The sequence below is a fragment of the Corallococcus exercitus genome, from assembly GCF_042231735.1.
In the GTDB taxonomy this organism is placed as follows: domain Bacteria; phylum Myxococcota; class Myxococcia; order Myxococcales; family Myxococcaceae; genus Corallococcus; species Corallococcus exercitus_B.
In genome coordinates, this window is record NZ_CP102577.1 from 6057377 (window position 1) to 6083690 (window position 26314).

A 26314-nucleotide genomic window follows, 5' to 3' on the forward strand; every position below is an offset into this window, starting at 1 on the left:
GCTACCAGAGCATGTCCTGGTCCTCGGTGACGCCAGGGACGTTGGACAGCTTCAGCTCCTGGCCGCCCACGCGCAGGGTGCCCTCGAAGAAGCCCACGGGCTGGGCGAAGTGGCTCACCACCAGGCGCAGGTTGCGCTCCTCGCGGTGCACGTAGATGGGCTTGAAGCGCAGGTCCACCGCGCCGTCCGCCGTCGTCAGGCGCCACGGGTCCAGGAGCTCCTTCGCGTCGTACTCGAAGCGCGCGCGGCCCACGGGGTAGAGCCGGTCGCCCAGCCAGACGGCGTTCTCGTTGGCCTCGGTGGCGCCCTCGTTGAAGCCCTCCACCAGGTTGAGCCCCACGGGCGTGCCGTCCGCCAGCCGCCCGGCCGCGAAGGCCCAGCGCCAGGCGGTGTGCCGCGCCAGGTAGCCCTGCGTGTAGTCCATGCCGCCCACGCCGCCATCCAACCGGAAGCGCCGGCCGCCCGCCTCCAGGCTGCCGAAGGCCAAGAGGCCGCTGCGCTTCTGGGTGACGTTGACCAGGCCGTCCCCCTGCACCGGCGCGATGACGGTGAGGGCCGGCGGGCCGCCCGCCACCAGGAGCTCGCCGTTCCACTGGAAGGACTGGAGCGACTGCGTGCGCATGCGGCTGACGTCCACCTCCACCTGGTAGCGCTCGTCGGACTCGCCGCGCTTCACGGACATGCGGCCGCCCAGCGTGCGGAAGGCCGCCACGAGCCCCGCGCCCGGCTTGTCGCTCACCTCCGCGAGCGGCCCGGGCACGCCCAGGAAGCTCACGTCGCACAGGGGCTTGCGCTCCTGGAGGTCCACCGCCACCGCGAAGGCGTTGGCCGTGTAGCCCAGGTCCACCACCGCGAAGAGGGCCGCCACCTCCTGCGTGGCGACGAAGGTGTAGTGCCAGCGCTTGCGCTTGAGCAGCCGCGTGGTGCGCCCCGGGGCCCACTTCCCCAGGAGCCGGGGCAGGTCCACCTCCGGCAGCTCTCCCTGATACGTCCCGAACCGCGGTTCCCCTTCCGTGGAGGCCACCGAGGCCGGGGCGAAGGGCAGCAAGGCTTCTCGTTCACGCTCGAGCGTCATCGCGAAACATTGGACGGCACTTCGCCAGCGCTGTCACGCGAACACGCGGGCCAAGCGGCGCCCTGAAGACACTCGAGACGCCCGAGCCTGCCTGCTCCCTATTTCGGCCCCAGCGCCATGAGGACCTCGGCCACTCCGTCCGCGTGCTGCGGGTGCTCCCGGGCCACCGTGCGGAAGCCACACTTCTCGAGGACGCGGATCGACCCGACGTTGTGGACAGCGACCCACGCATGGAGCGGACGAACCGGCTCGAGCACGAGGAACTCCGAGAGCGCCCGTGTCGCGATGCCCTTGCCCCAGTGCTCGCGACCCATCCAATAGGCGATGAGGCGCTTGCCGTCCTGTTCCCAACTGCCCATGTACCCAGCGGCCACGCCGTCAACGACGATGGTGCGGGTGACGTTCTCGGGGCGGAGGACCTTCGTGCGCCAGTGGGTCAGGAAGGCATCGCGTTCCCGCGACGGGAATGCGGCCATTCGCAGCGCGACCGCGTCCCGCTGGTGCTCGAAGAAGATGGGGAGGTCTTCATCTGTAACGTCGCGAAGGATCACCAGGTCAGCTCCTGCCGAAGATGATGCGCTCCTGGGACAACAGACGCGTGGTGAAGTGCAGCGCCACCGCCGACACCACCACGCAGGAGAGGAGCGCGAGGACGAAGGGCGCCGGGCCCAGCGACTCGCCGCGCATCACCTCGCCCGCGAGCAGCTCCTGTCCCAGCACCGGCACCGCGAACATCCACGTCTGCGTCTGGATGGGGGACAGCGCCAGCAGCATCCCGGGCAGCGTGGGCAGCACCATCAGGAGCGACAGGTACGTCTGCGCCTCCTTGAACGACCGTGCATAGGTGGACACCCACATCTGCACGGCGGACGCGGCCAGCACCAGCGGCAGCACCGCGGCCAGCATGCCCAGCGCGGCCGGCGCGTCGAAGCGGGCGCGCACGCCCAGGTCCTCCAGCGGCACGCGCTTCACCACCAGGAAGTAGCCCACCAGACACAACAGCACGCCCGTGGCCGCCATGGCGCAGGTGGCCAGCCACTTGCCCGCCACCACCGCGCCGCGCGGGGCGGGGTTGAGCAAGAGGGGCTCCAGCGAGCCGCGCTCGCGCTCGCCCGCCATGGTGTCGCTGGCCAGCTGCATGCCGCCCGCGAACGCCGCCATCACCAGGAACAGCGGGATGGTGGTGAGCACCGTGGCCGCGGTGCGCTCGGGCGTGGACAGGTCCAGCTCGTCCACGCGCACGGGCACCGCCAACTCCGGGGACACGCCGCGCGCGAACAGGCGCTGGCTGCCGGTCTGCTGCGAGTACGCCGCCAGCATCCGCTGCGCGCGCTGCACGGACTGGCGGGCCTTGTTGCGCGAGCTGTCCACCACCAGCCGCACCGCGGCGGTGTGCCCGTCCGAGAAGTCCTGCGCGTAGTCCTCCGGCACCACCAGCACCACGTCCAGCTTGCCGGCCTGCACCAGCGCCTCGTAGTCCTTGGGCGCCTCCGACAGCCTGGCGCCGTAGCGTTCAAGAAAAGCCATCAGGCTGGGCGCGTGCTCGCGGCCCACCACGGGCATCTCCAGCGGCCGGTCCTGCCGGTACCAGGAGGCCATCACGTTGAACATCACCAGGAACACCAGCGGGCCCAACAGCGGCCACAGGATGGCCGAGCCCAGCGTGCGCCGGTCCCGCAGGTGGTCGCGCACCTCCTTGCGCAGCACCGTTCCGACCTGGCCCCTCATTCGCGCAACCCCTGCTCGCTGCCAATCACGCTCACGAAGGCTTCCTCCAGGCTGTCCTTGCCGGTGGAGGCGCGCAGCGCGTCCGCCGTCCCGTCCGCCACCACCCGCCCGCGCGCCACCACCACGATGCGGTCACACAGCGCGGCCACCTCCTGCATCACGTGGCTGGAGAACACCACGCAGCAGCCCTGCGCCTTCAGCTTGCGCAACAGCGTGCGCACGGAGCGCGTGGCCATCACGTCCAGGCCGTTGGTGGGCTCGTCCAGGAGCACGTTGCGAGGCCCGTGCACCAGCGCTCTCGCCAGCGCCACCTTCACGCGCTCGCCCTGGCTGAAGCCCTCCGTGCGCCGGTCCGCGATGTCCTTCATGTCCAGGAGCTCCACCAGCTCCTCCACGCGCGCGTCCAGGCCAGCGCCGGACAGGCCGTGCAGCTCGCCGAAGTACCGCGCGTGCTCGCGCGCGGTGAGGCGCGGGTAGAGGCCGCGCGCGTCGGGCAGTACGCCCAGGGCTCTCCGGGCCACCTCCGGCTTCTGCGCCACGTCCACGCCGTCCACGGTGGCGGTGCCGCCGTCCGGGCGCACCAGCGTGTAGAGCATGCGCAGCGTCGTCGTCTTTCCCGCGCCGTTGGGCCCGAGCAGGCCCGTGATGACGCCGTCCTCCGCGGTGAAGGACACGTCGTGCACGGCCGTCACGGAGCCGAAGCGCTTGTGCAGGTTCCTGGCTTCAATCATGGGCGCTTGAAAGTCCTACGGCACGGGGCCAGCGAAGGAGGTGAAGAAGGGCGGCCGCTTGAGGCCCGCGCCACAGTCCGGCGTCAGGCCCTCCACGCTGCCGCGCGTGAGCACCTCCGCCATCAGCGTGCGCGCGCAGTCCGCGCCCACCGTGTTGTGCCCCAGCCCCGGCACCACCACGTGCAGGCTGTGCGTCAGCGTCCGCTTCGCCTCCTCGCCCCAGGACGGCGGCGTCACCGGGTCCAGCTCGCCGGACAAGAGCAGCGTGGGGATGTCCGACTTCACCGGCTCACGGAAGCTCCTGGGCACGTTCGCCTGGGGCCACTTCGCGCACGCGCGCTTCACGTCCAGCGCCATGCGCGAGCCGAACCAGGTGCCCTTCGCCTCGCGCTCGGCGTCCTCCTCCGTGAAGAAGGGCGCGTCCTCCGCGCACACCACCGCCAGGAACATGCCCCGGCTGGTGGTGCGGGCCACCTCATCCGTGAGCCCCAGCGACAGCGCGACGAAGGACGTCCAGTCATCCTTCGTGGCGCGGTCCAGCATCAGCGGCACCAGCGACGCGACGTCCGGGCTGTAGAGCAGCGAGAACATCTCCGACAGGAAGACGCGCCGGGTGAGCGTGAAGTCCTCCATCACGCCCGTGCGCGGGTGCGCCAGGTGCACCTTCGCGGGCGCGGCCTCCAGCTTCGCGAGCAGCGCCTCCGTGCGCGCCCGCAGGTCCGGGTACGCCTTCGCGCAGACGCTGTCCTTCGCGCAGGCGTCCAGCAGCAGGTCCAGGGCGCGCTGGCCGTCGCGCGCGGCGTACAGCGGCAGGTACTGCCCCATGGGGGCCACGCCATCCAGGATGGCGGTGCGCACGCGGTCCGGGTGCTGGCGCATGTACACCAGCGCCGCGCGCGTCCCGTAGGAGATGCCCCACAGGTTCACCTGCCGGTAGCCCAGCGCCGCTCTCACGTCGTCCAGGTCATCCATCGCGATGGACGTGGTGTAGAGCCGCTCGTCCGCGTCCCAGCCCTTGCGGCACTGGGGAATCACGTCCGCGTCCTCGCGGTCCTCGAAGCGCTCCGCCAGCGACGTGCGCGACGGGTTCAAGGCCTCGCAGTCCAGCGGGTGCGAGTCCCCCGTGCCGCGCTGGTCCACGAACACGATGTCGCGCTGGCGCCGGATGCGCTCCAGCGCGGGCAGGATGCGCGTGCGGGACGCCGCCTGCCCGGGGCCACCCGCGAGGAAGAACAGCGGCTCCTCCTTCGGCTGCGACGCGAGCGCGGGCACCACCACCACGCGCAGGGGAAGCTTGCGCCCCTTCGCCGCGGCCCGGTCCTCGAAGACCTCCAGCGTGCCGCACAGCGTCTGCGCGGCCACCCCGTCCAGCCGGCACGGCTTCAGGGCCATTTGCCGCGCGGGCGCGGTCCCGGAAGCGCCGGCCCCGGACCCGGCCTGGGAGCAGCCCGTGAGTGACAGCGCCGCCAGCACCGCCAGCGCGAGGGGGTGAGACAAGATACCACCTGTCACGAGGGGCCAACCTCCAGCACGGGGGAGTCCTCCTGGCGCATACCATTGGCGTGTCGAAGGTGCACCCGTCACAGCCCCGGCACGCGCTGCGATTGAATCCGCGCGAACGTGGGGCGTCCTCTGCTACGCCCATGCCCATGAAGAAACAGAAACGCGCGTTCCTGGTCCTCTTCGCCCTGTCGCTCACCACGCTCTCCGGCTGCGCGGCGCTGCAGAGCCTGCTCAACGGCGCCTTCAAGAAGCCCACGCTGAAGTTCAAGACGGCCCGGCTGGCGAACGCCTCCCTGTCCGACGCCACGGTGGACCTGGTGTACGAGCTGGACAACCCCAACAGCCTGGGCCTGAAGCTGGCGTCGGTGGACTACGCCTTCTTCGTGGAGGGCAAGCAGCTGGTGGCCGGCAAGCCGAAGGAGGGCCTGAACCTCAAGTCCAACGGCAAGAGCCAGATTGTCTTCCCCGCCAACGTGAAGTTCGCGGACGTCGCGCCGGTGGTGACCACGTTCCTCAACAAGGACGTGGCGGCCTTCCGGGCGCAGGGCTCGCTGGGCATCCAGACGCCGCTGGGCGTGCTGAAGTTCCCCCTGGAGAAGGAGGGCACGTTCCCCGTCCCCAAGATTCCCCAGGTGCAGTTCCAGGCGCCGCGCATCACCAACGTCACCATCAGCGGGGCCACGGTGGAGTTCCCCCTGGCCATCACCAACCGCAACGCCTTCCCCCTGCCGGTGGCGGGCATCACCGGGGCGCTCAAGGTGGCGGGCGCCAACGTGGGCAACCTGTCCACGGGCAACCTGGGCATGCTGGACGGCAGCGGGACGAAGCAGGTGACGCTGCCGCTCACCATCAACTTCGCGAGCGCCGCGTCCGCGGCCATGGCCCTGCGCTCGGGCGGCAACGCGCAGGTGAGCCTGACGGGCAACCTGACGTCGGACGAGCAGTCCGTGCCCCTGAACCTGAGCCAGCTGGTGAACTTCACGAAGTAGGCAGGGCATGCAGGGGGGCAGGCGGTGGGATACCGGGGATGTTGTCCCCGGGCAGGGGAGCCGTTACGGTTGCGCGGCTTCCCGAGGGCCCCCCATGCGCCGCATCCTCTTCAAGTCCAAGATCCACCGCGCGACGGTGACCCAGGCCGACCTCGACTACGAGGGTTCGGTGACCATCGACAAAGACCTGCTGAAGGCGGCGGACATCCTCCCCTTCGAGAAGGTCGCGGTGTGGAACGTCACGCGCGGCACCCGCCTGGAGACGTACGCCCTGGAGGGCGAGTCCGGCAGCGGCGTCATCTGCATCAACGGCGCCGCCGCGCACCTGAACCAGCCGGGCGACCTGGTCATCCTGGCCACCTTCGCGGAGGTCGAGGAGGCGGAGGCCGCGAACTGGAAGCCCACCGTCGTCTTCGTGGACGGCAAGAACCGGGCGGTCCCTGGCGTCACCGAGGAAATCCCCGGGCCCGCGCGCCGTATCGCGTAGGGACGCCCGCGGGGTCCTTCCGGCACCTTTTGCCGCTCCCAGCCCTGTCTGCCATGCTTCCCGCCCTTTCCCTGTAGGCGCGGGGGGCGTGGCGACGCGCGTCCCGGAGGCGATGACGCGATGAAGTGGACGTGGGCGGGCCTGACGGTCCTGGTGGCGGTGGCAGGGTGCAAGCAGGTGGGCCCGTATCAGCGCGACCCCAACGAGGAGGACGCGTTCGTCTCCAACGTGCCGGTCATCCGCGCGCCCGCCCAGGACCGCTGCGCGGCGCTGGGGAAGGCCTCCGTGCGCGGCGGCTGTGACGACGCCCTCTACCTGGCCCAGGAGTACGCCCGGCGCCTGTCGGTGGGGGACGAGGTGTGCCTGGAGGGTGGCTTCGGCGAGGAGCCGGGCGCGGCGTGCAAGGCGCGCGCGGCGGTCATCGACACGGGGCCCAACCGGGTGAAGCTGGAGGTGCGCTCGGCGCGTCCGGACTCGCGGTGGTTCAAGTCGGAGATGCGACACGCCTGGTACGAAGAGGGCGCGCTCGTGGACCTGTACCTGGCTGAACGGGGTTACTAGAGACGACGGGCCGCGAGCCTCGCGGCCCACAAGGAGGAGGACATGGCCTTCTACGACGGCGTGACGGAGCGGCTGGGCTTCATGAAGAAGCTGACCCCCGCGGAGCTGAAGAAGCTGGGGGCGCTGCGGCTGTCGGACCTCATCCAGGGGGAGATTGGCCGGGCGCGCGTGCGCGTGGCGGCGCTGGAGAAGCGCTACCCGTCCGCGACGACCAAGGAGCTGGCGCAGCGGCTGGTGGATGAGAAGAAGAGCCTCGCGGGCATGGTGGGCGGCGTGAGCGGCGTGTTCGGGCTCATCTCGCTGCCGGCGGACCTGACGTTCATGGCGTACCTGCAGATCATCCTGCTCACGGACGTGGCCACGCTCTACAAGGCGAACCTCAAGACGGACCGGGCGCGCGGTGAGCTGCTGGACCTGTTCGGCTACGCCAACGGGCTGGGGCCGCTGCACCGCTCCGGGCCCAAGGTGCTGGGGAAGCTGGCGGCGCTGCTGCTCACGAAGGGCGGCATGACGACGCTGGGCCGCGCGATGCCGCTGGTCGCGGCGCCCATCACGGCGTACCTCAACAACCAGCACATCCAGATGGTGGGTGAGCAGGCCGTGCGCTTCTACGAAGGCTTCGACAAGGCGCACGCCAAGGCGCGCAGCGCGAAGCGCAAGGCGGCGAGCGGAGAGTAAGGCGCCTCCGTCGCGGGCCCGCGAAAATCCGGTCAGAAACCGGAGCGATATGTCCGTCACGTATTCCCGTTGAGTGCTTCGCGGGACCTTGGAGCCCGCGGGACGCCGGGAGCGATGCCCGCGGGGCCGGACGCGGGCGCGGGTCCACGGCACGGAGGGGTGCATGACGGAACTCTCGGTGGATGTGCGCGTGCAGGTGGCGCGGTGGCGGAACCTCCTCGTGGACGCGGCCCGCTGCGGCTCGCTGGCGAGCCCCCTGGCCGCCCTGTCCCATCCCCGCTGGGAGCCGATGGAGCTCCAGGCGCTCTGGTGGCTGCGCGCGGAGAGCCTGCTGCCCGTGGGCGTGCTCGCCATGCGCCTGGGAGGACTCGCCATGCCGCGCCTGAGCCGGCTGGTGGATCGCCTGGAAGCGGGCGGCCTCGTGCGCCGCGAGCGCTCCGTGCGGCATGACCGGCGACGCGTGCGCGTGCGCCTCACCGACGCGGGCCGCGAGCTCACGGACGAGCTCAACGCGCAGGTGCAGGAGCGCATGGCGAAGCTCCTGTCCCCGCTCCAGGGCGAGACGCGCAGCGCGCTCATGGACATCCTGGAACTCTGGGTGCAGGCCCTGACCGTCCAGGCGCGCACCGCCGAGGAAGTGGCCGAGGAGAACGCGGAGCTGGCCGGCGTCCCCGACGAGCTTCTAGCGGCTTCGGCCGCCTGACGGACCACCTCGCACGTCACCGCGGGCGACACGGCCTTCAGCTGACTCCAGGACGCGTGCGTGCAGACCCTGTTGTCCTCGCCCACGAGGATGACGTCCCGGTCCGCGCCGCTCGCGGGACTCGCTGTCGATGGCCTGCGCCTCCAGCGTGTGCTCCGCCGCCGTTCCCCATACCGCGTGCCAGTTGAGGGAGGTGTCGTCCGCGCCCATGGGCACGTGACGCACCTCCCTTTTGGCATGACGGGGCGCCAGGCAAAGCCCTGCCCCGTGGAATCGGGGTGACACACCCGCCGGCACGACAAGCCCCGGACACCGCCCCTTAAATGCAACTTGATTGCATGTGACTCCCGGTGGCATTTATTGCGGGCCGCTCGCGGGAAGGCGAGGTGGCGCGCGCACCGCCACAGGTGCGTCCAGAGGGGACCCCATGAACCGCATCGTCTGGAGTGTCGGAGGCACGGGCGTCGTGTTGTCGTGTCTCGCGGTGGCCTGGCTCCACCGGCCCCTGGACCTCCAGGCCGAGCCGGTCCCCGCCCCGCCCGGCGTGCCCCAGCTGGCACCGGCCCCTCTCCCGAGGGTGGAGGCCCTGCCCCCTCCCCTCACGCCCGTCCGCGAGCCCGCGCCCACCCTCAGCGAGCCGCTGGCGAGCCCGTCGCCGGAGGCGTTCCTCGAAGCGGCGCTGAAGGTGAAGGGGCCTCCGCAGCCAGAGCTCCGGGACCGCGCGCGGCGGGTGCTGCCCGACACGCGCGTGCGGCTGGTGCGGGCCCTGCGCGCGGACCACCCGGATCCAGGGGCCCGCCGTGACGCGGTGCTCGCGGAGCTCACCGCGTCCGGTGACAGCGCGGAGCCGTGGACGCAGGACGCTCGCGCCGCGCTGGACGCATGGCACGCGCGCATCGCCCAGGACGTGCAGCCCATCCAGGCGGAGCCGCCCCACTGCTACGCCGCCGGCTGCGTGACGCGCGTCACCTTCCCGGACGAGGCGTCCTTCCGCGACGCCTGGGAGCGCGCCTCCCGCCTGACCCCGAGCGCGCACAGCGCCCACCTCCAGCTCCCGCCCGAGCGCCTCCCCTCGGGCGAGGTGCGCGTCCCCTGGCTCGTCCTGCGCCCGGACCGCTCCTAGCCCCCCCGCTCTCACCCGCAGCACCCACCCAAGGAGTCCCCATCATGTTGAAGCATCCCCAGGCCCTGCTCGCCGTTGGCGCCGTCTTCCTGCTCGCCGGTTGCGGTACCGAAGAGGCGCAAGCGCCGGAGCCGCAGGCCCCCGTCACCCAGCAGTCGGAGCTGCTCGCCGCCTGCCAGGACACGGAGGAGCTGGCGGAGGTCGCCGAGCACTCCTGCTTCCACGCCGAATACGGTCCCTTCGAGTCCGTCACCGCCGCGCCCTTCGGCGGCCCGTCCTTCGTGGACGTGAGCGTGGGGCACACCGCGTACAACGTCACCCTGCCGGCCGTCGCCTACCAGCAGTGGACGCTCGGCTACGCGGGCTCCGTCATCTTCACCCCGGAAGAGTCCACCGAGTACGCCTTCCTCACCTCTGGCTACCGCGCGGTCCGCGTCGTCAACGCGGCCACGAATGAAGAAGTCGGCCTGGAGTGCCGCTACAACATCCCGCAGGAGGTGTGCGGCAGCCTGCGCACCGCCGTCACGGCCGACCTGGAAGGGGGCGTCGACTACCGCGTGGACTTCGCGGCCATCGTTCCCCAGCCCGCCACCTTCCTCCTCATCGTCGAGGAGACGGGGCACGACCACGCCGAGGAGTAACCCCGGGTGAGTGAAGGCCCGTGGACACCTCCAAGGCCCACGGGCCTTCCCAACATCCGAAAACTTTTGTATCTCAGTTGCATCTACATCACGGATTCCGATGAGGCAGCCCTCCCATGCGCATCCCGTTTCCAGCACTCCTCCTGGCCGGAGGCCTCGCGGCCCTGACCGCCTGTGGTGGCGACGCTCCGCCCGCCCCTGACGGCACGCCCCAGGAGCAGGGCGACCCATGCGCTCCCCATGGCCACATCCACCGCGAGTCCGAGGGTGACTGGTGCCACTGCGACCGGGGCTACCTGGCCAGCGAGCAGGGCCTGTCCTGCGTGACGGACCCGAACTACGTGCCGCGCGAGGGCTTCGACTTCGGAGACAACGGCGAGCACGCCTGCTTCCACGTCACCCACGGCCCCTTCGCCACCGTCACCGCGTCCCCGGAGCGGCAGCCGCGCGTGGATGACTTCCACACGCACTACACCGTCAAGCTGCGCCCGGAGAACGGCCAGTCCGTGGGGACCTTCAGCTTCAAGGCCTGGGCCTCCGGAGACTTCGTCCTCTACCTGAGCACGCCCGACATCGCCGTCACCCTGAAGGAGGGCGAGCGCGTCGTGGAGCCCGTGGCCACCCAGGCCACCGGCGCCTTCTGCGAGGGCCTGAAGCACATGGCCGGCTACGAGCTGACGGACAAGGTCCAGTACACCGTCACCTTCGGCCCCACCGCGAGCACCGAGCTGGGGCTCGTCATCGAGCACCTCCAGTGACGGCCTGAATCGCCTGGCCATTATTGCAACCAAGTTGCATTTACGGCATGAGTGAGCCACCGGGCGCACCGGCGGTCACTGGCCGCCTGGCACCCCGCCGCGCCCGGCATCCCGAAAGGAAGCACCCATGTTGAAGATGAAGCGCATCGCGCTGGGCGCGCTGTTGTCGCTCGGCCTCACGGCCTGCGGACCGATGGAGGAGGCGCCGGAGGCCTCCTTCGAGGCGCAGGACTCGCAGGAGCTGGAGGCCGGCTGCACGTCGCTGGGCTCGAGCATCACCTCGCACGCGTGCACCCACGCGGGCAGCCCCACGGACCACGTGGCCATCACGGCGAGCGCCACGCGCGTCACCAGCGCGCCCTCCATCAGTACGAAGCACAAGGCCTACGACCTGACGCTGCCGTCCAGCGCCGAGGGTTCGGTCACGTACGTGCCGGCCACGACCGGCTCCTACGCGTTCTACCGGACGAAGAACGTGGCCTTCACCGTCGTCAACGGCAGCACCAGCGCGACGGTTCCGGCCGCGCTGTCGCACACCGTGTCGGCCTCCGGCTGCACGCTCGTCCACGTGTCCGTCCATGACCTGACGGCGGGCACGACGTACATCCTCGCGGCGGGCCCCGCGTCCGGCAACACGGTCACCGTGGTGCCGGAGTTCCTCAACGACACGCGCACGCGCTACTACCAGGACACGGACAGCGACGGTTACGGCAACAGCTCCGTGTCCGTCTACACCGCGTGCACGCCGCCCTCCGGCTACACGACGCAGCGCTTCGACTGCAACGACACGGCGGCGAGCATCAACCCGGGGGCCACGGAAGTCTGTGGCAACGGCGTCGATGACAACTGCGACGGGTCGCAGTGCTGACGGTAGTCCCCTGACGCGGGCCTGAGCAGGTCCGCTCCCGCGCCGGAGCACCTCACCTCGGAAGGGTGCTCCGGCGTGGACCTTTCCACCCGAAGGACGCTCGACGGCGCGTCCTCCACCGCATGAAGGACTCCCCCGATGCGTCTCTCCTCCGCCACCTTCCTGTTCGCCACCTGTGCCGCCCTCACGCTGACCGGCTGCGATGACGACGACCCCATCGTCACGCCGGACGCGGGCAGCTCGACGGACGCCGGCACGGACGCGGGCAGTGATGCCGGTACGGACGCGGGCAGCGATGCTGGTACGGACGCGGGCACGCCCACGTCCACCGCCACCGTCACCGCCTCGCGTCCCTCCGAGGGCGAGCCGGACGTCTACCCGCTGGAGATGTACCTGGACGCGTCCGGGCAGACGCCGGTCATCGCCTTCCGCAAGGTGCTGACGCTCACGTTCAGCGAGCCCATGGATGTGTCCGCCGCCCAGGTCACGCTGCATGACCGCACGGACGCCACCGTCCCCGCCCGCGTCCTCACCGGCGCCTGGTCCGAGGACGCGCGCACGCTCACCGTCACCGTGCCGCGCACGGAGGAGAGCACCCGGCCGCTGGAGGTCTCCACGCACTACGTTCTGTCGCTGGAGGCGCTGAAGGACGCGGCCGGACTCGCGCTGTCAGACACCTCGCTGGACTTCACCACCGGCGAGCGCGACCCGGCGCTGGAGCACGCGTGCACGCACACGCTCGTCAACACGCCGGAGGCCGTCACCGCGGGCCGCACGCCCTTCGACTTCCCGCCCGACACGCACACCGGCCACGCGCTCTACGACGTCACCCTGCGCTCCGGTGAGGCGGGCTTCGGCGGCTACACGGGCTTCATCTCCGACGCGGAGAGCGCCGAGCACGTCACGCTCTACCTGAACCAGCAGGTGCCCACGAAGGTCACCAACGACACGGCGGGGACGGACGTGGCGTCGGTGCTCGCCCCCGCGCGCTTCATCTGCGCCGGCATCACGCACACGGTGAAGTTCACGTCGGAGCCGGGGGATCAGATCCACCTGTTCCAGTTCGGCCCCGTGGCCTCGGAGCACATCCAGTTCGTGCTGGAGCGTGAATAGCAAGCCCCACACGACCCGTGGGAAGGGCGTGCGTCCACCAGGACAAGGTGGGCCGCCCTGGCGGTCCAATGCCGCGGGAAATACTGCCCGCTACGGTGACGGTCTCTCTCGGACTCGGAGGCCCACCGCATGCGCAACGCCGCCACCCGCAAGACGCTCGCCCCTTACGAGGAAGTGCAGACGTTGCCCCACTACCTGGTGGGCGAGGCGCTCGATGGCGTCCTCTACGTCTCCTCGCCGCCCATCGCGCGCAAGCAGGGCCTGACGCCGCTGCTGGGCCGCGCGCCGGAGGGCTGGTGGTGGACCTCCGAGCCCCGGCTGCTCCTGGGCCAGGACGTGCTCGTGCCGGACCTCGCGGGCTGGATGGGCGGACGGCCGCCGACGCTGCCCGACGGTGCGTTCATCGACCGCGTGCCGGATTGGATCTGCGAGGTGCTGACGCCCGCCACCGCGAAGCTGGACCTGGCCGCCAAGCTGCCGCGCTACGCCCGCGCGGGCATCCGCAACGCCTGGGTCATCAACCCCGTGCACCGGGTGGTGGAGGTGTTCCGCCAGGAGCACGAGCGCTGGGTGCTGGTGAAGACCTTCGTCGGCGAGGAGCAGGTGCGCGTCGAACCCTTCGAGCGCGTGGACCTGCAGCTGTCGCCGTTCTGGACCCAGGAGTGAAGGGCCCGCGCCCGCGGGCTCACCCCGCGGGCTCCCACGCGCCCGTGAACGCGTCGAAGCGGCGCACGTTGACGCTCAGCGCGCGGTACACCTGCGTGTCCGTCCCCACGTCCACCGGCGCCCCATTCGCGGGCACCGTCAGCCGCTCGAACCGCGCGCCGGTGAACCAGCGGTGCGGCTGCGGCTCCAGGACGAAGAGGCCCTCGTCGTCCAGGTCCACCTCGATGGGCACGAAGTCCACGCGCTGAAGCTCCACGGGGGGCGGGAAGTCCATCGCGACGCGGAAGGGCACGCGCGCCTCCGCCTGGGTCGCGAGGCCTTCCAGGAACAGGGAGCGCCCTTCCATCACGTCCGCCTCCGCCCCCAGGGCACTCGAAGGCGGCTGGAGCAGCAGCGACAGCGAGCGCGCCACGCCCGCGATGCCCGGGGAGCGCCCCAGCACGCGCGCCTGTCCCGCGTCCGCGAGCAGATCGAAGACGACCTCGCGGTCCCACTCGCCCAGCACGCGGCCTCCGGAGAAGAAGTCGCCTTCATGCGCGTGCGCGGTGGGCAGCAGCACGTCCCCCAGGCGGCGCAGCAGGGCCTGGGGCTGGAGGGGCGAGGCCTTCTCGAACAGGTAGATGGGGCCCAGCACCAGGCGCGCGGTGGTGAGCGTCACGCGCCAGCCGGTGTCGGTGGTGAAGGTGCCGGCGGTGGGCTCACCGGGCGCGAACGCCGTGCGCAGGCCCATGCGGAAGGTGATGCTCCGGCCTCCCGTGCCGGACAGGCCGCAGCCCGCCGCGAGCGCTCCTCCCAGCATCCACGTGAAGGCACGACGGGTGGGACGCATCATGGCCGGTCCTCCTGGAGGTCCAGGTACACGGTGAGGGTTCCGCGCACGGTGCGAGGGGCACCGGCGGAGAAGTGGCGCGTGGCCAGCAGGGACGCGGGCGCGTCGGGGCCACGGAAGTTGGACACGTAGTTGAACTCGGACTCCCGCCAGCGCGAGTCCAGCAGGTTCTCCACCGACAGGCCCAGCTCCACGGCGCGCCAGCGCGCGCGGGCCGCCACGTCGAAGAGGAAGATGGGCTCGCTGTAGCGGTCCAGCGGCAGGGGCTTGGGCCCGATGGCGCTGTGCCCCAACGCCACGCTCCACCCCACCGGCTGCCGGGCCACGGTGGCGGTGCCCCGCCACGACGCGTCCACGCGGCCCAGCACCTGCGGGATGTACGGCAGCACCGTGCCGTCCCACAGCCGCCAGGGCGACGCTCCAGGCAGCGGCTGCGTCGCGCGGGCCCACGCGAGGCTCGCCTGCACGTCCAGGCGTTGCTCCCACTGGAAGCGCGCGCTGCCGAACGCGCCCAGCCGCTGCGACGGGCCGATGGGCTGGTTGCGGCCCGTCGTCTCGCTGAACACCAGGTCCTGCGACACGCGCGTGGCGAACACGGCGCTCCGCAGCTCCAGCGAGGACGGGCCGTCATTCCACCGCCAGCCCAGGCCCGTCTCTCCGGACGTCACCCGCGCGTACGGCGCGAACTCCGCGTCGGACAGGCCCGCCGCGTCGCTGGAGCGCGCCCCCAGCCCCGCGCTGGTCAGCCACGTGAGGCTCGGCGTCAGGCGCACCTCCGCGCTGGCGCGGGGGCTGGCGAAGAAGCCGTAGGCCTCCACGGACTCCTCCGGGATGCGAGCCCCCTGCCGATCCTCCGCCGGCCGGTTCAGGTCCTCCACGCCGAACAGGAACGTGTCCACCCGCACGCCGCCTCGCAGCGTGAGCCACTCCAGCGGCGCGCCCCGCAGGGACAGGTACGCGCCCAGGTTCGTCACGCGCACCTGGTTGTCGAAGACGGTGGCGTAGGGCGCACCGCCGTTGTCGCGCAGGCGCCGCGCGCGGGTGTGCACGTTGTCGTAGCGGGCCACGTAGCCCAGCTCCAACGGTTGGGGTTGTCCCGCCCAGGTGAGGCCCGGCGTGTAGCGTCCGCGCAGGCCCACGGTGGTGCCCTGATAGGACTGCTCCGTGTTGTCGCCGCGCTGGTCCTCGCCGATGGGGGGCGTGTCCTGGAGGAAGCCGGTGAAGTTCTCGCGGCTGCGCATCTGCCGGGCGACGGCGAAGGCCTGCTGCACGAAGCGGCCTCCGCGCTCCAGCCGGGATGTCAGCTCCACGGAGGCGATGTGGCGCTGGCTCGCGCCGCCCTGGTTGGGGTCGTAGAGGCAGAAGAACTGCGAGTCCGCGTCCGTGTCGCAAGGCAGCCGCGCGTCCACGACGTCCGTCTCCCGCACCACGCCCGCGGAGCCGTAGCGCGCGGCATAGCTCGCGCCGAACAGGCGCAGCTTCGTCTCCGGCCCCAGGCGCAGCTCCGTCTGGGCCATCAGGCCCGCGTTCGCGTACGCGCGGTTGGGGCCGAAGCCGTGCCCCTGGCGCAGCAGCACGCCGACGAAGGTGGCGGCGGTGGACTCGGGCGGACCCCACACCAGGGACAGCCGGCGCGACGCGAAGCTGCCGTAGCTGGCGGACGCGGTGATGCCCCGCTGCTCCAGCCCCAGCTGGTACTCCACGGTGCCCGCGACGCCGAAGTCGCCCTGGGACGGGTCGTAGGGCCCCTCCGTCACGCGCAGCGACCGCACCAGCTCCGGGATGATGAAGTACGTGTCCGCGTAGCCATGGCCGTGCGACTGGGAGACCTCGTTGAGGGGCACGCCGTCCAGGCGGATCTCCACGTCCTTGCCCTCCCCCGCGTCGAAGCCGCGCAGGTAGACGGTCTCCGCGTGCCCTTCCCCGCCGTGGTTGGCGAGCATCACGCCCGGCGCCAGCAGCATCAGGTCCGTCGCCGAGTTGCGTGGCACGTCCGCGAGCTGCCCCACCGCGATGTGGAAGTCCCCCACCGCGACAGGAGGCGGCGCGGCGGCCTGCCCACGCACCGTGGTGGAGAACGAGGGCGGCTCCTGCTTCGCGGGCGCAGGCGCTTCCGCGTCCGGGGGCGCAGGAGGCAACTCCGGCCGCTCCGACGTCGGGCCCTCCGCACTCATGGGCGCAGGAGGCAGGCCCGCCGCGGACGGCTCCGCGGGCGTCCGCGGCTCCGCTCCCGTGGACTCAGGCCGCACGGTCAAGGAGCGCTGCGCATCAGCGGCTTCGCCCACCGCTTGCGACTCGGCGCCAGCCACCGGCTCGAACGTCACCGGCACGTCCACCCGGACCTCCAGCGGTTCCTCCCCCCGGCGCGCGGGCTCGAAGCGCCACCGCAGGGCCGCCGCCATCGCGGCCCGGTCGAAGGCCTCGCCCCCGGGCTCCCTCACCTCCACCTGGGCCACCTCTCCACTGGCGTCGATGGTCAGCCGCAGCAGCACCCGCACGGCCTCCGTCAATGGCGGGGCGCCCGCCGGCATCACGGGCGGCGGCGCCTCCACGGGCACGGGGGGCGTCACGGGCACTTCGGGCGACGCGCTCAACAGCCAGAGCACCAGCGTCGGGATGAACACGGGCAACGACCTCGGACGGCGGGGTCCACCTGACGCAGGCGGACCTCCCGGCGGCCCTCCGTGGATATCGCAACCCAGACTTGACTTGCAACATAGTTACAAATACCAACCGGATACATGAACCAACGAAGCAAGTGGATCCAGGGCCTGCTCGTGGGCGCGCTGGGCCTGGGGGCCTCCGGCTGCGGCGACGCCGTGGCGCGAGGCGACGTCCGGGTGACGTTGAGCGGCGGGGACGGGACGCAGCGCGGCTACGCGGATCACCTCTTCCAGGACGGCTGGTCCGTGCAGTTCACGAAGTACCTGGTGTCCCTGGGCGACGTCACCCTCACCTCCGCGGCCGGCGACGTGCACGCCACGACGGAGCACCTGCTGGTGGACGTGCAGAAGGGGGACGTGCCCCTCACCGGCCTCACCGGCCTGGAGGCCGGGCGCTACGGGGTGGCCTTCCGGGTGAGCCCGCCAGAGGCGCGCACCGTGGCCGGCGCGTCCGTGTCCGCCGACGACCTGGCGATGATGCGCGAGCGCGGCTTCAGCTACTTCGTGGAGGGCCGCGCGCAGAACCGCGACCCCGCCCTGGGCCTCTACACCTTCCGCATGGGCTTCCCCGTCAACGCGCGGATGGTGGACTGCATCAACGGCGTGGACGGAACGCAGGGCCTCGTCGTGCCGGAGGGCTCCGTGGCGGAAGCCGAGGTCACCATCCACGCCGAGCACATGTTCTATGACCGGCTGGGCACCCACCGCGGCGTGCAGCTGCGCTTCGAGGCCATCGCCGCCACCGCGGACGCGAACCACGCCATCACGCCGGAGGGGCTGGCGTCCCAGGAGCTGCTCGACCTGCGCGGCCTGGGCGGCGGCGAGCTGCGCGACGCCCAGGGCCAGCCGGTCGTCTACCAGCCCGGCGCCTACGCCCTGCGCACGCTCCAGGAGTTCGTCACCCAGAGCATCGTGGATCAGGCACACCTCAACGGCGGCGGCGTCTGCACCGTCGCCGCGCCGTAGGGCCTTCCCCTTGTGAAGGGAAGGCCCCGGCGGAGGCGTCAGGCCTTGGGCGCTTCCTTGGCGGCGCGCTGCGCTTCGACCTCGCGCCGCACGTCGTCCATGTTCAGCGCACGGACCTGCCGGATGAGGTCCTCCAGCGCCGCCTTGGGCAGCGCGCCCGGCTGGTCGAACAGCAGGATGCCGTCACGGAACACCATCAGCGTGGGCATGGCGCGGACCTCGAAGGCCCCCGCGAGCTCCGGCTGCGCGTCGACGTCGATCTTCCCGAAGACGATGTCCTGATGGGTCTCCGATGAGGTCTTGTACACGGGCTCGAACGCCTTGCAGGGCCCGCACCAGGTCGCCCACCAGTCCAGGATGACGATGCCGCCCTTGCCCACCGTCTCCTTGAAGTTGTCCTTCGTGATTTCGAGCGTCGCCATGATGACCTCCTAACGAACGTCCAACAGCTCCACCTCGAAAAGGAGGGTGGCGTTGGGGGGAATCACACCGGCCGCGCCGCGCGAGCCGTACCCCAGCTCCGGCGGGATGGTGAGCTTGCGGATGCCGCCCACCTTCATGCCCGCGACGCCCTGGTCCCAGCCCTGGATGACCTGGCCCGCGCCCAGCGAGAAGGTGAAGCCCTGCCCCCGGTCCCGGCTGCTGTCGAACTTCTTGCCGTCGGTGAGCGTGCCCACGTAGTGCACCGTCACCCGCTTGCCCGCGACCGCTTCCACGCCGGTCCCGACCTTCACGTCTTCCGTCTTCAAGCTCATGCCAAGGCTCCTTGGCGGGAATCCGCCATGGAAAAATGCGCACTCTAACGCCGGGCGCAGCCTCCCGCCTCCCTGAATGCCCGGCCCCTCCAAGCCGGAATAAAAAAAGTGACGGCGGGGCTCCGGATGGTTCCGGGGACCCCGCCGCCAGCTCCTGCCATGGAGGCCGTGACTTCAAACTTCAGGTCAGAACGTGCCACCCACGTTCAGCGTGGTGGTGTAGCTGCCGCCGCCCGACAGGTCATCGCCGCCCGGAGAGATGTTCGGGGCGAACTGCTTGTCGAACAGGAAGTTGTAGTAGCCACGCAGGTCCGCGGTGAAGCTGCCGAAGTGGCCGCGCACGCCCACGCCCGCCGGGATGTTGCCCACGGTGTCGTCGCTGTAGCCGAGCGACTCACCGCCGCGGAAGTGGTAGTTGCTGATGCCGATGCCGCCCAGCAGGTACGGCTGCACCGCCGTCGGCGTCACGGCCAGCGTCAGGGCCGCCTGACCGCCGTTGCGCACCAGGTCCGGGCCGTCATCCGCACCCGCGGCGCCCGCGTCCTTGATGTTGTTCAAGGCGCCGGAGTAGCCCACTTCGATGCCCAGCACGGACGTCGGCTTGAGCGACGCCGTCACGGCCGCGGAGGGGCCGGGGGCAATCTGCGGAGCCAGGGCGCCGGTGTAGCCTTCCACACCGCCACCGATGAGGAGCGTCAGGCCCCTCTTGTCGTTCTTGTCCTTCTTCTCCACCTCCAGCGGCTGGATCTCCTCATTGGCCGCCGTGGACGGCTGGAAGTCCGTGGCCGGAGGCGGCGAGGTGAGGCCGCTGCCGCCCGTGGCGTCCTGGCCGGACAGCGAGCTGTCCTGCTGGCTCATGCCGCCGCTCGAGGCGGGCGGAGGCGCGGGAGGCTCGACCGCGGGAGGCGGCGTGAGCGGCTGGCTCTGCGGCATGATGCCGCTGCCACCCGTCCCCGACTGATCCACCGGCTCGCAGCGCAGCGGCATGTTCAGGTAGACCGCGCCGCTGCCACCGGTGCCACTCGCGCTGGGGCTGCTCAGGCCCTGGCTGCTCTGCGAGGGGTCCTCCATCGACGATCCGGACTGACCACTGCCCCCCGTTCCCTGAAGCGATTCATCGACCGGCGCCTCCTCGATGAGGAGGTCCTCCTCCTGGACCTCGCCCGTGGAGGACTGTGCCAGCTTGTCCTTGTGTTCCTTGTCCTTGTGGACCGCGGCCTGCCCTGGAGGGCAATCCTTCTCCGCCGCACCCGCGCCCGTCCCATACATGAGCGCCGCGATGGCGCCCGCCAGAATCTTCGCTTTCATCCAACCCTCCATCGTCGACTGACTGACATGAAGGTTGTCGTGCGAGGGACATCCGGCAAGCCTTGCGCGGAAGGTCAAAGACAGCTGACCTGCCCGCCCGCCCCCCAGGGGGGAAGGCGTGGTTCCAGAGCCACTTCACGGGGGCGGAGGGCCCGGACGCCTCCCCGCCCAGCGTCAAAGACAGACGTTGAAAGGCAATGCGCTCACGCGCCGCGCAGCCACGCCGAACCGGTGACGACAGGCAATTGCAGCGCGCGTTCCCGGTCCAGGTCCAGGTTGCCGATGTGCAAGGACAGCGGCGCCTGCACCCACTTGTAGATGGACTGGTGGAACAGGCGCACGAAGCGGTCCACGTAGCCGCCCAGCCGCTGCGCGTCCACCTCCGGGAACATCGCGGTGAGCGCGGTGCGCATCTCCGACGGGGTGAGCTTCTCCCCCGCGTGCAGGTAGAAGCACGCGTCCAGGATGGGGAAGGGCATCAGCTCCTCCTCGCCCACCTGGTCATGCGCCAGCTCCGGCCCCGCGGGCTTGGCCAGCACCTTGCGGATGCCCTCGTAGCCGGTGGTCTCCTGGAGGTAGTCCAGCAGGTACATCACCACCGTCTTGGGCACGTTGGCGATGACCGCGAGCGCGCCCATCAGGTCGCCGCCAATGGTGGTGTAGCCCACGGACTTCTCGCTCATGTTGCCCGTCTGCAGGAACAGGCCGCCGCAGGAGTTGCTCCAGTTCCACATGCGCTGCGCGCGGATGCGGGCCTGGATGTTCTGCTCGGTGATGGGGGTGAGCTTCGCCTCGCCCAGCATCTGCTGGGCGGCGGCCTTCTCCCGCTCGAAGGCCTCTTCAATGGAGACCACCTGGAAGGGCACGCCCAATTCACGCGCGATGGTCTCCGCCGCGTCGCGCGTCTGCTGGCTGGAGTACGGGCTGGGCATGTAGAACGCCTGGATGAGCGAGCCCGGGTTGTCCGGCCGCACGCGCCTGGCGTACCGGTGCGCGATGAGCAGCGTGAGCAGCGAGTCCCGCCCGCCCGACAGCGCGATGCCGAACAGCTTGAAGGCGCGCGTCTTCTCGAAGTAGTCGCCCACGCCCAGCGACAGCGCGTCCAGGATGTCCTCGCACAGCGCCACGCGCGCGGTGCGGCGGGTGTCCGGCGCGGGCAGGAAGAAGCTGCGGTGCGCGGGCACGGGATAGGGCAGCTTCTCCCGCCGCGTCTTCACCGCCTGGGTGCAGTCCACGGTGGGCACCTGCTTGCCGCCCCCGGACACCCACGCCTCCTTGTCCACGCGCCAGGTGGTGTTCTCCGTGCGCAGGCGCAGCGTGCGGTCCAGGTCCACCACGGCGGTGGAGAAGCCCTGCTGGAAGCGCGGCGTCTCCAGCACGGGGCGGCCGTTCTGGTTGATGAAGCCGCCACCGTCGAAGATGAGGCCGTCGTTGCTGCCCACCGCGTTCGTGTACGCGATGGTCACCTGGTGGTCGGACGCGCGCGTGGCGAGGAGCTCGCGGCGCGTCTCCCAGAAGCCCAGCCGGAAGGGGGACGCGGACAGGTTCACCACCAATTCAGCGCCGGAGTACGAGCGCCGGCGCATGGGACCGTCCGCGCTCCAGATGTCCTCGCACACCTCCGGCGCCACCGTGCCGAAGTCGAACTGGAACAGGTAGTCCCCCAGCGGCACGCCCCGGTGCTCTTCCGCCATGCCCGGCTGGCCGTGGCCGAACGTGCGGCCCTCGTAGAAGACGTTGTACGTGGGCAGCTTCTCCTTCGGCACGAGGCCCAGCACCTTGCCGCCCGCCACCACCGCGGCGCAGTTGAGGCGCACGCCCTGGAGTGCCACGGCCACGCCCAGGATGCTCACCAGGGGCAGCGACGCGGTCTCCCTCGCGAAGCGCTCCAGCTCCGGCCACTGGTGGTCGATGAAGCCCTGCCACTGGACCAGGTCCTCGGCGGGGTAGCCCGCGAGGACCTGTTCGGGGAAGACGCCCAGCGTGACGTCCTCCGCCGCCATCTTCCTCGCCAGGTCCAGCACCCGGTCGGTGTTGGCCTGGAAGGCGCCCACGGTGGTGTTGACGCTGGCGATGCCAATCTTCACGAGCCGCATGGTGCGTCGCTCTCCCTCAAGAAGGCGTGAGGCCCCGAGCAATGCGCGCATGTGGGGGCCAGGGCAAGCGGATGATGCGGCCCCCGGCCCTGGTGCGTTCAGTTCCCCGGGGCCCCGCCCGGGCCGCTAGTTCAGCGGCCCGCTGGGGCGCATCGGCTGGAGCTGGCCCAGGAGGTCGCTCACGTCCCCCAGCACCTCTTCCAGGCGGCGCCGGACGTCCAGCTCTTCCAGCAGCTCCTGCCGCCGTCCGGGCTCCGGCACCAGCGCGGACGCCACCACGTCCGCCAGCATGCCGCCCCCGGTGCGCGCGGCCACCGGCAGCAGGCTCTCCGCGAACGAGGGCGGCACCCGGCCGGCCAGCTCGAAGACCGCCTGGCGCAGCTGCTCCTCCTCGGGCCCCGTGTAGGGCGGATCCACCAGCACCTGGCCGCGCACCTGGCGGTAGAGCGTGCCCGGCGCCAGCTCCTCCACCATCCGCACCCGGCTGACGCCCTGCAGGAGGATGTTGTAGCGCCCGTCCTCCACCTGCTCGTCCCAGACGATGACGCCCGCGCACATCAGGGGCTGTAGCGGCGGACGGCCCTCGTAGTTCCCCTCCCAGCCGGGCTCCAGCTGGCCCAGGGCCAGCACCCGGTCCGTGGCGAGCGCGTCCTTCACCAGCGCCCGGTAGCGCGGCTCGAAGATGTGCAGGGGAATCACGGTGTGCGGAAAAAGGACCGCCGACGGCAGGGGAAACACCTTCAGCGCGCCCATGGCGCGTTCCACGGTTTCTTGTGCGGGCATGGTCACCTTTCCCGTGTGTAAGCCCCTGGGGCAGGGGGCGCATTCCAATCAGGCAGGCATCCGGGCCCGGCGTCCCGGTGGCAAGGGCCGCCGGTTCCGCTAGGGTGCGCCCCCGAATGTCTTCCACCGAGCCTTCCTCGCCTTCCGCCCCGGCCTCCCCGGCCGCTGATGCCCCGAAGCTGTCCTGGTACCGCCGGATGTACCTGCGCGTGGAGGCCGCCGCGTCCACCCCGCACGCGCTCGCCACGATGATGGCGGTGTCGGTGGTGGATGGGTCCGTCTTCCCCATCCCGCCCTTCGCGGTGCTGGTGCCCATGGTGCTCGCCCAGCCGAGGAAGTGGGTGCGCTACTGCCTGCTGGGCACCCTGGCGAGCCTCGTGGGCGGCCTCATCGGCTACGGGCTGGGGGCGTTCGTGGGGGAGGGCATCACGCAGCTCCTGCACATCGACCTGGACGTGCGCGTGGACCGCTTCGGCGTGTCCGGCACGGTGGGCGAGCTCTTGGGGAAGAACTTCTGGGTGCTGGCGCTGCTGTGCTCCATCCTGCCCACGCCGTTCAAGATCGTCGCCATCGGCAGCGGCCTGGTGTCGGTGCCGCTGGAGCAGTTCCTGCTGGCGTCCGTCATCGGCCGCTCGGTGCGCTTCTTCCTGGTGGGCAGCGTGGTGCGCTTCTTCGGCCCCACCGCCCGCAAGTGGCTGCGCGTCTGACGCGCGGCTAGCCGCGGCGCGTGCCCCCCACCGCGCCGCGCGCCGCCACCTCCTCCTCCGGAGTGCCGCCCTCCTCCAGCACCTCCTCCACCGTGGCCAGCAGCACGTCCGGGCGCACCGGCTTCTCCAGCACCCGCCGGGCCACGGTCTCCACGAACGCGCGCGCCTCCGGCGACGACGCCCCGCCGGAGATGAACACCACCCGCGACACCAGCGCGGGCGCCTCCTGCTGGAGCCGCCGGTACACCTCGATGCCGTCCATGCCCGGCATCTGCAGGTCGCACAGCACCACGTCGAAGACGGCGCCCCCGGCCACCTTCGCCAGCGCGTCCTCGCCGCGCGTGACGGTGACGACCTCGTGGGCAGGCTCCAGCAAGAGGCGCATGGACTGCGCCAGCCGGGGCTCGTCGTCCACGATGAGCACCCGCCCCTTGCGCCCGGAGGCCGCCACCGGCCTTGCAGCCCCCTCGCCGCGCTTCGAAGGCAGGGAGGGCGGCGGACTCGCCGCGCTCTGCACGGGCGCGGGCGGCAGGAGCAGCGTGAAGGTGGAGCCCTGGCCCGGCACGCTGCGCACGCGCAGCTCGCCCCCGTGCGTGCGGACGATCTGCTGACAGATGGCGAGCCCCAGGCCCGTGCCCTCGTCGCTGCCCTTGGTGGTGAAGAACGGGTCGAAGATGCGCGGCAGCACGTCCGGGGCGATGCCGCCGCCCGTGTCCTCCACCTCCACGCGCGCATGGCCGGACGCGTCCGTGCCGGTGCGCACGCGCACCTCGTGGCGGCCGGCGTCGCCTTCCGGGATGGCCTGCAGGGCGTTCACCAGCAGGTTGAGCAACACCTGGCCCAGCCGCGCCTCGCTGCCCAGCACGCGCGGCACCGGCCCGAAGTCCTCCACCAGCCGCGCGCGTGAGCGCAGGGCGTGCAGCACCACGCGCACCGCGGGCGGCACCAGCGCGTTCAGGTCCACCAGGCCGCGCTCCGGCGCGCCCTCGCGGCTGAACACCTGCAGGTCCCTCACGATGAGGCGGATGCGCTCCGCGCCCTCCTGGGCCCCGCGCACGCTGGAGAGCGCGTCGCGCACGCCCTCCGGGGCCGCCGCGCCCTGCGCCGCGAGGCTGCGCCGGGCGGCCTCCAGGTTCAGCGCCAGGTAGGCCAGCGGGTTGTTGATTTCATGGCCCACGCCCGCGGCCAGCGTGCCCACCGCCGCCACGCGCTCGGCGGCCACCAGCCGCGCCTGCAGGTCCTTCGTCGCGGTGACGTCGCGGTGGGTGGCCACGAAGTGCGTCACGGCCTCGCCGTTGGCGCGCACCGGGGACAGCTGCATCTCGCTCCACACGCGCGTGCCATCCGGCCGCGTCAGCGTCACCTCCGCGCGCAGCGAGCGCTCCTCGCGCAGCGCCTCCAGGAGCCGCTGCCGGTCCCCGCCGTCGCCGGACGCCAGCAGCTCCCCGGGCGCCACGCCGACGAGCTCCTCGCGCCGCCGGCCCACCAGCGTGCAGAGGGCCTCGTTAGCGAACACGGTGGTGAGCACGCCCGGCTCGCGCACCTCGCAGATGAGCACGCCTTCGTGCACCGCGCGCACGGTGGTGGCCAAGAGCTCCAGCAGCTCCACCGCCTGGCGGCGCTCCGCGCGGGCCGCCGCGAGCAGCAGGCCCGTCAGCGCGGTGATGCCGATGAAGAGCTGCAGCACCACCAGTCCCCGGTGCGGCAGGTCCGTCGTGAAGAACGGCCCCAGCTCCCGCGCGGTGCCGGCGATGGCCGCCAGCGCGACGGTGAGCGACGACAGCGCCGCGCCCCTGAGGCCGAAGCCCAGGGCCGCCCACGCCGTCAGCGGAAAGAGCAGGAACATCAGCGCGTGCGCCGCCCCGGAGCCCGGCCGAGGGAAGGCGAAGATGCCCACGCACACCGCCGCCGTCAGCGCCAGCAGCAGCAGCGCCTCCCACGACCGCTCCGCGCGCCGAGGGCGGCGCAGGAACAGCGCGGGCGTCACCAGCAGCATGCCCAGCAGGTCCGCCATCCACCACAGCCAGCCGGAAGGGCCCCACTGCGCGGCGGGCACCACCCCGCCCAGCACGAGCCCCAGCGTGCCCAGCCCCGCGCCCAGGAGCGCCCCCAGCCCCGCGCCCGCGCCCAGCCACACGACGTCCCGCACGCGGTGCAGCTCCCGCGCGCCCTCCATCCGCCGGAACAGCAGCGCAGCCAGCACCGCCTCCAGCGTGGAGCCCAGCACGACGGACAGCCCCACCCCCGGGGTCACGCCCATGGCGTACGCCACCACGCCCGCGCCCAGGGCCACGGCGGGCCAGCGCGACACGCCCAGCAGCAGCAGCCCGCCCAGGGCCACGCCCGACGGCAACCAGACGGGGCAGATCTTGCTGGTCTCCGCGGCCAGCGACAGCGCCACCCGCGCGGCCAGCAGGTACACCGCCGTCAGCGCGAGGACCTCCACGAGGCCCCGGACCGGGAACGCCGCCACACGGGCCTGAGAACGACCTTGGATGATGACTCCCCCCGTTCCTTCAGGGCCGTGACGCCAGGGCCGGAGGAACATGCGTCATGCTAGCGGGGACCGCAGGGCGTTGCACC

Annotated in this window: 26 protein-coding genes; 13 read left to right on the plus strand and 13 right to left on the minus strand. The window is 71.5% G+C overall.

Going from position 1 to position 26314, the window contains the following annotated elements; all coding sequences use genetic code 11:
- Position 1 precedes the first annotated feature (1 nt).
- The 5 genes from NR792_RS23890 to NR792_RS23910 all read right to left on the minus strand — a co-directional run bounded on the left by NR792_RS23890 (position 2) and on the right by NR792_RS23910 (position 5046).
- Complete coding sequence (locus NR792_RS23890; protein ID WP_375754985.1) at positions 2-1075, minus strand: DUF2804 domain-containing protein; 1074 nt, start codon at positions 1073-1075, stop codon at positions 2-4.
- Between the two features lie 98 nt (positions 1076-1173).
- Positions 1174-1626 (minus strand): GNAT family N-acetyltransferase, encoded by a 453-nt coding sequence (locus NR792_RS23895; RefSeq protein ID WP_375754986.1) that lies wholly within the window; start codon positions 1624-1626, stop codon positions 1174-1176.
- Between the two features lie 4 nt (positions 1627-1630).
- A complete protein-coding gene (locus NR792_RS23900) occupies positions 1631-2803 on the minus strand; it encodes an ABC transporter permease (protein WP_375754987.1) in 1173 nt (390 codons plus the stop codon).
- Positions 2800-3534: an ATP-binding cassette domain-containing protein gene (locus NR792_RS23905; RefSeq protein ID WP_120555652.1), complete on the minus strand. Its 735-nt coding sequence runs from the start codon at positions 3532-3534 to the stop codon at positions 2800-2802. Before NR792_RS23905 ends, NR792_RS23900 begins: the two co-directional genes overlap by 4 nt.
- Positions 3535-3549: 15 nt before the next feature.
- Positions 3550-5046: an alpha/beta hydrolase gene (locus tag NR792_RS23910; protein ID WP_375754988.1), complete on the minus strand. Its 1497-nt coding sequence runs from the start codon at positions 5044-5046 to the stop codon at positions 3550-3552.
- 137 nt (positions 5047-5183) lie between these two features.
- Here NR792_RS23910 and NR792_RS23915 point away from each other — a divergent pair, with 137 nt between their 5' ends.
- The 11 genes from NR792_RS23915 (at position 5184) to NR792_RS23965 (ending at position 13624) form a co-directional block, all read left to right on the plus strand.
- Complete coding sequence (locus NR792_RS23915; protein ID WP_375754989.1) at positions 5184-6026, plus strand: LEA type 2 family protein; 843 nt, start codon at positions 5184-5186, stop codon at positions 6024-6026.
- Positions 6027-6120: 94 nt separating this feature from the next.
- Positions 6121-6513 (plus strand): aspartate 1-decarboxylase, encoded by a 393-nt coding sequence (panD, locus tag NR792_RS23920; protein ID WP_014400194.1) that lies wholly within the window; start codon positions 6121-6123, stop codon positions 6511-6513.
- Between the two features lie 120 nt (positions 6514-6633).
- Positions 6634-7074, plus strand: coding sequence for a hypothetical protein (locus tag NR792_RS23925; protein ID WP_375754990.1), 441 nt, complete (start codon positions 6634-6636; stop codon positions 7072-7074).
- A gap of 42 nt (positions 7075-7116) precedes the next feature.
- Positions 7117-7752, plus strand: coding sequence for an EcsC family protein (locus NR792_RS23930; protein ID WP_375754991.1), 636 nt, complete (start codon positions 7117-7119; stop codon positions 7750-7752).
- Positions 7753-7915: 163 nt separating this feature from the next.
- Positions 7916-8455, plus strand: a complete 540-nt coding sequence (locus NR792_RS23935) for a MarR family transcriptional regulator (RefSeq protein ID WP_375754992.1) — start codon at positions 7916-7918, stop codon at positions 8453-8455.
- A 427-nt stretch (positions 8456-8882) separates the two neighbouring features.
- Positions 8883-9578, plus strand: coding sequence for a hypothetical protein (locus NR792_RS23940; RefSeq protein WP_375754993.1), 696 nt, complete (start codon positions 8883-8885; stop codon positions 9576-9578).
- 44 nt (positions 9579-9622) lie between these two features.
- Positions 9623-10219: a hypothetical protein gene (locus NR792_RS23945; protein ID WP_375754994.1), complete on the plus strand. Its 597-nt coding sequence runs from the start codon at positions 9623-9625 to the stop codon at positions 10217-10219.
- Positions 10220-10335: 116 nt separating this feature from the next.
- On the plus strand, positions 10336-10977 hold the full coding sequence (locus tag NR792_RS23950; protein ID WP_375754995.1) for a hypothetical protein: 642 nt from the start codon (positions 10336-10338) through the stop codon (positions 10975-10977).
- Positions 10978-11104: 127 nt separating this feature from the next.
- The gene (locus tag NR792_RS23955) at positions 11105-11845 is read left to right on the plus strand and encodes a putative metal-binding motif-containing protein (protein ID WP_375754996.1); all 741 of its coding nucleotides are present in this window, start codon (positions 11105-11107) and stop codon (positions 11843-11845) included.
- Between the two features lie 138 nt (positions 11846-11983).
- Positions 11984-12958: an Ig-like domain-containing protein gene (locus NR792_RS23960; RefSeq protein WP_375754997.1), complete on the plus strand. Its 975-nt coding sequence runs from the start codon at positions 11984-11986 to the stop codon at positions 12956-12958.
- A 129-nt stretch (positions 12959-13087) separates the two neighbouring features.
- Positions 13088-13624, plus strand: a complete 537-nt coding sequence (locus tag NR792_RS23965) for a Uma2 family endonuclease (protein WP_375754998.1) — start codon at positions 13088-13090, stop codon at positions 13622-13624.
- Positions 13625-13643: 19 nt separating this feature from the next.
- On the opposite strand, the gene NR792_RS23970 is transcribed toward NR792_RS23965, so the two are convergent.
- Positions 13644-14456, minus strand: a complete 813-nt coding sequence (locus NR792_RS23970) for a hypothetical protein (RefSeq protein WP_375754999.1) — start codon at positions 14454-14456, stop codon at positions 13644-13646.
- Complete coding sequence (locus NR792_RS23975) at positions 14453-17077, minus strand: TonB-dependent receptor domain-containing protein (protein ID WP_375755000.1); 2625 nt, start codon at positions 17075-17077, stop codon at positions 14453-14455. Before NR792_RS23975 ends, NR792_RS23970 begins: the two co-directional genes overlap by 4 nt.
- Positions 17078-17194: 117 nt before the next feature.
- Between NR792_RS23975 and NR792_RS23980 the strand changes: the two genes are divergently transcribed.
- Entirely contained in the window at positions 17195-18082 is an 888-nt protein-coding gene (locus NR792_RS23980) for a hypothetical protein (RefSeq protein ID WP_375755001.1), read from the plus strand.
- A 38-nt stretch (positions 18083-18120) separates the two neighbouring features.
- Here NR792_RS23980 and trxA read toward each other — a convergent pair whose 3' ends face one another.
- The 5 genes from trxA to NR792_RS24005 form a co-directional block, all read right to left on the minus strand.
- A complete protein-coding gene (gene trxA, locus NR792_RS23985; protein ID WP_375755002.1) occupies positions 18121-18504 on the minus strand; it encodes a thioredoxin in 384 nt (127 codons plus the stop codon).
- Between the two features lie 9 nt (positions 18505-18513).
- Positions 18514-18837 carry an FKBP-type peptidyl-prolyl cis-trans isomerase gene (locus NR792_RS23990; RefSeq protein WP_375755003.1) on the minus strand — a complete coding sequence of 108 codons (324 nt, stop codon included), beginning with the start codon at positions 18835-18837 and terminating at the stop codon, positions 18514-18516.
- A gap of 186 nt (positions 18838-19023) precedes the next feature.
- Entirely contained in the window at positions 19024-20145 is a 1122-nt protein-coding gene (locus NR792_RS23995; protein WP_375755004.1) for a hypothetical protein, read from the minus strand.
- Between the two features lie 203 nt (positions 20146-20348).
- Positions 20349-22241 (minus strand): NAD(+) synthase, encoded by a 1893-nt coding sequence (gene nadE / locus NR792_RS24000; protein WP_375755005.1) that lies wholly within the window; start codon positions 22239-22241, stop codon positions 20349-20351.
- A gap of 126 nt (positions 22242-22367) precedes the next feature.
- Complete coding sequence (locus tag NR792_RS24005) at positions 22368-23024, minus strand: LON peptidase substrate-binding domain-containing protein (RefSeq protein WP_375755006.1); 657 nt, start codon at positions 23022-23024, stop codon at positions 22368-22370.
- Between the two features lie 116 nt (positions 23025-23140).
- Between NR792_RS24005 and NR792_RS24010 the strand changes: the two genes are divergently transcribed.
- On the plus strand, positions 23141-23731 hold the full coding sequence (locus tag NR792_RS24010; protein ID WP_375755007.1) for a YqaA family protein: 591 nt from the start codon (positions 23141-23143) through the stop codon (positions 23729-23731).
- Positions 23732-23738: 7 nt separating this feature from the next.
- On the opposite strand, the gene NR792_RS24015 is transcribed toward NR792_RS24010, so the two are convergent.
- Positions 23739-26204, minus strand: coding sequence for an ATP-binding protein (locus NR792_RS24015; RefSeq protein WP_375755008.1), 2466 nt, complete (start codon positions 26202-26204; stop codon positions 23739-23741).
- Positions 26205-26314 lie beyond the last annotated feature (110 nt).

What these genes read in the sequence shown, in the direction of transcription:
- NR792_RS23890 (WP_375754985.1), bottom strand. Translation starts at nt 1,075, where the DNA reads ATGACGCTCGAGCGTGAACGAGAAGCCTTGCTGCCCTTCGCCCCGGCC.
- NR792_RS23900 (WP_375754987.1), bottom strand. Translation starts at nt 2,803, where the DNA reads ATGAGGGGCCAGGTCGGAACGGTGCTGCGCAAGGAGGTGCGCGACCAC.
- NR792_RS23905 (WP_120555652.1), bottom strand. Translation starts at nt 3,534, where the DNA reads ATGATTGAAGCCAGGAACCTGCACAAGCGCTTCGGCTCCGTGACGGCC.
- NR792_RS23915 (WP_375754989.1), top strand. Translation starts at nt 5,184, where the DNA reads ATGAAGAAACAGAAACGCGCGTTCCTGGTCCTCTTCGCCCTGTCGCTC.
- panD (WP_014400194.1), top strand. Translation starts at nt 6,121, where the DNA reads ATGCGCCGCATCCTCTTCAAGTCCAAGATCCACCGCGCGACGGTGACC.
- NR792_RS23925 (WP_375754990.1), top strand. Translation starts at nt 6,634, where the DNA reads ATGAAGTGGACGTGGGCGGGCCTGACGGTCCTGGTGGCGGTGGCAGGG.
- NR792_RS23930 (WP_375754991.1), top strand. Translation starts at nt 7,117, where the DNA reads ATGGCCTTCTACGACGGCGTGACGGAGCGGCTGGGCTTCATGAAGAAG.
- NR792_RS23935 (WP_375754992.1), top strand. Translation starts at nt 7,916, where the DNA reads ATGACGGAACTCTCGGTGGATGTGCGCGTGCAGGTGGCGCGGTGGCGG.
- NR792_RS23940 (WP_375754993.1), top strand. Translation starts at nt 8,883, where the DNA reads ATGAACCGCATCGTCTGGAGTGTCGGAGGCACGGGCGTCGTGTTGTCG.
- NR792_RS23945 (WP_375754994.1), top strand. Translation starts at nt 9,623, where the DNA reads ATGTTGAAGCATCCCCAGGCCCTGCTCGCCGTTGGCGCCGTCTTCCTG.
- NR792_RS23950 (WP_375754995.1), top strand. Translation starts at nt 10,336, where the DNA reads ATGCGCATCCCGTTTCCAGCACTCCTCCTGGCCGGAGGCCTCGCGGCC.
- NR792_RS23955 (WP_375754996.1), top strand. Translation starts at nt 11,105, where the DNA reads ATGTTGAAGATGAAGCGCATCGCGCTGGGCGCGCTGTTGTCGCTCGGC.
- NR792_RS23960 (WP_375754997.1), top strand. Translation starts at nt 11,984, where the DNA reads ATGCGTCTCTCCTCCGCCACCTTCCTGTTCGCCACCTGTGCCGCCCTC.
- NR792_RS23965 (WP_375754998.1), top strand. Translation starts at nt 13,088, where the DNA reads ATGCGCAACGCCGCCACCCGCAAGACGCTCGCCCCTTACGAGGAAGTG.
- NR792_RS23970 (WP_375754999.1), bottom strand. Translation starts at nt 14,456, where the DNA reads ATGATGCGTCCCACCCGTCGTGCCTTCACGTGGATGCTGGGAGGAGCG.
- NR792_RS23980 (WP_375755001.1), top strand. Translation starts at nt 17,195, where the DNA reads ATGAACCAACGAAGCAAGTGGATCCAGGGCCTGCTCGTGGGCGCGCTG.
- trxA (WP_375755002.1), bottom strand. Translation starts at nt 18,504, where the DNA reads ATGGCGACGCTCGAAATCACGAAGGACAACTTCAAGGAGACGGTGGGC.
- NR792_RS23990 (WP_375755003.1), bottom strand. Translation starts at nt 18,837, where the DNA reads ATGAGCTTGAAGACGGAAGACGTGAAGGTCGGGACCGGCGTGGAAGCG.
- NR792_RS23995 (WP_375755004.1), bottom strand. Translation starts at nt 20,145, where the DNA reads ATGAAAGCGAAGATTCTGGCGGGCGCCATCGCGGCGCTCATGTATGGG.
- nadE (WP_375755005.1), bottom strand. Translation starts at nt 22,241, where the DNA reads ATGCGGCTCGTGAAGATTGGCATCGCCAGCGTCAACACCACCGTGGGC.
- NR792_RS24005 (WP_375755006.1), bottom strand. Translation starts at nt 23,024, where the DNA reads ATGCCCGCACAAGAAACCGTGGAACGCGCCATGGGCGCGCTGAAGGTG.
- NR792_RS24010 (WP_375755007.1), top strand. Translation starts at nt 23,141, where the DNA reads ATGTCTTCCACCGAGCCTTCCTCGCCTTCCGCCCCGGCCTCCCCGGCC.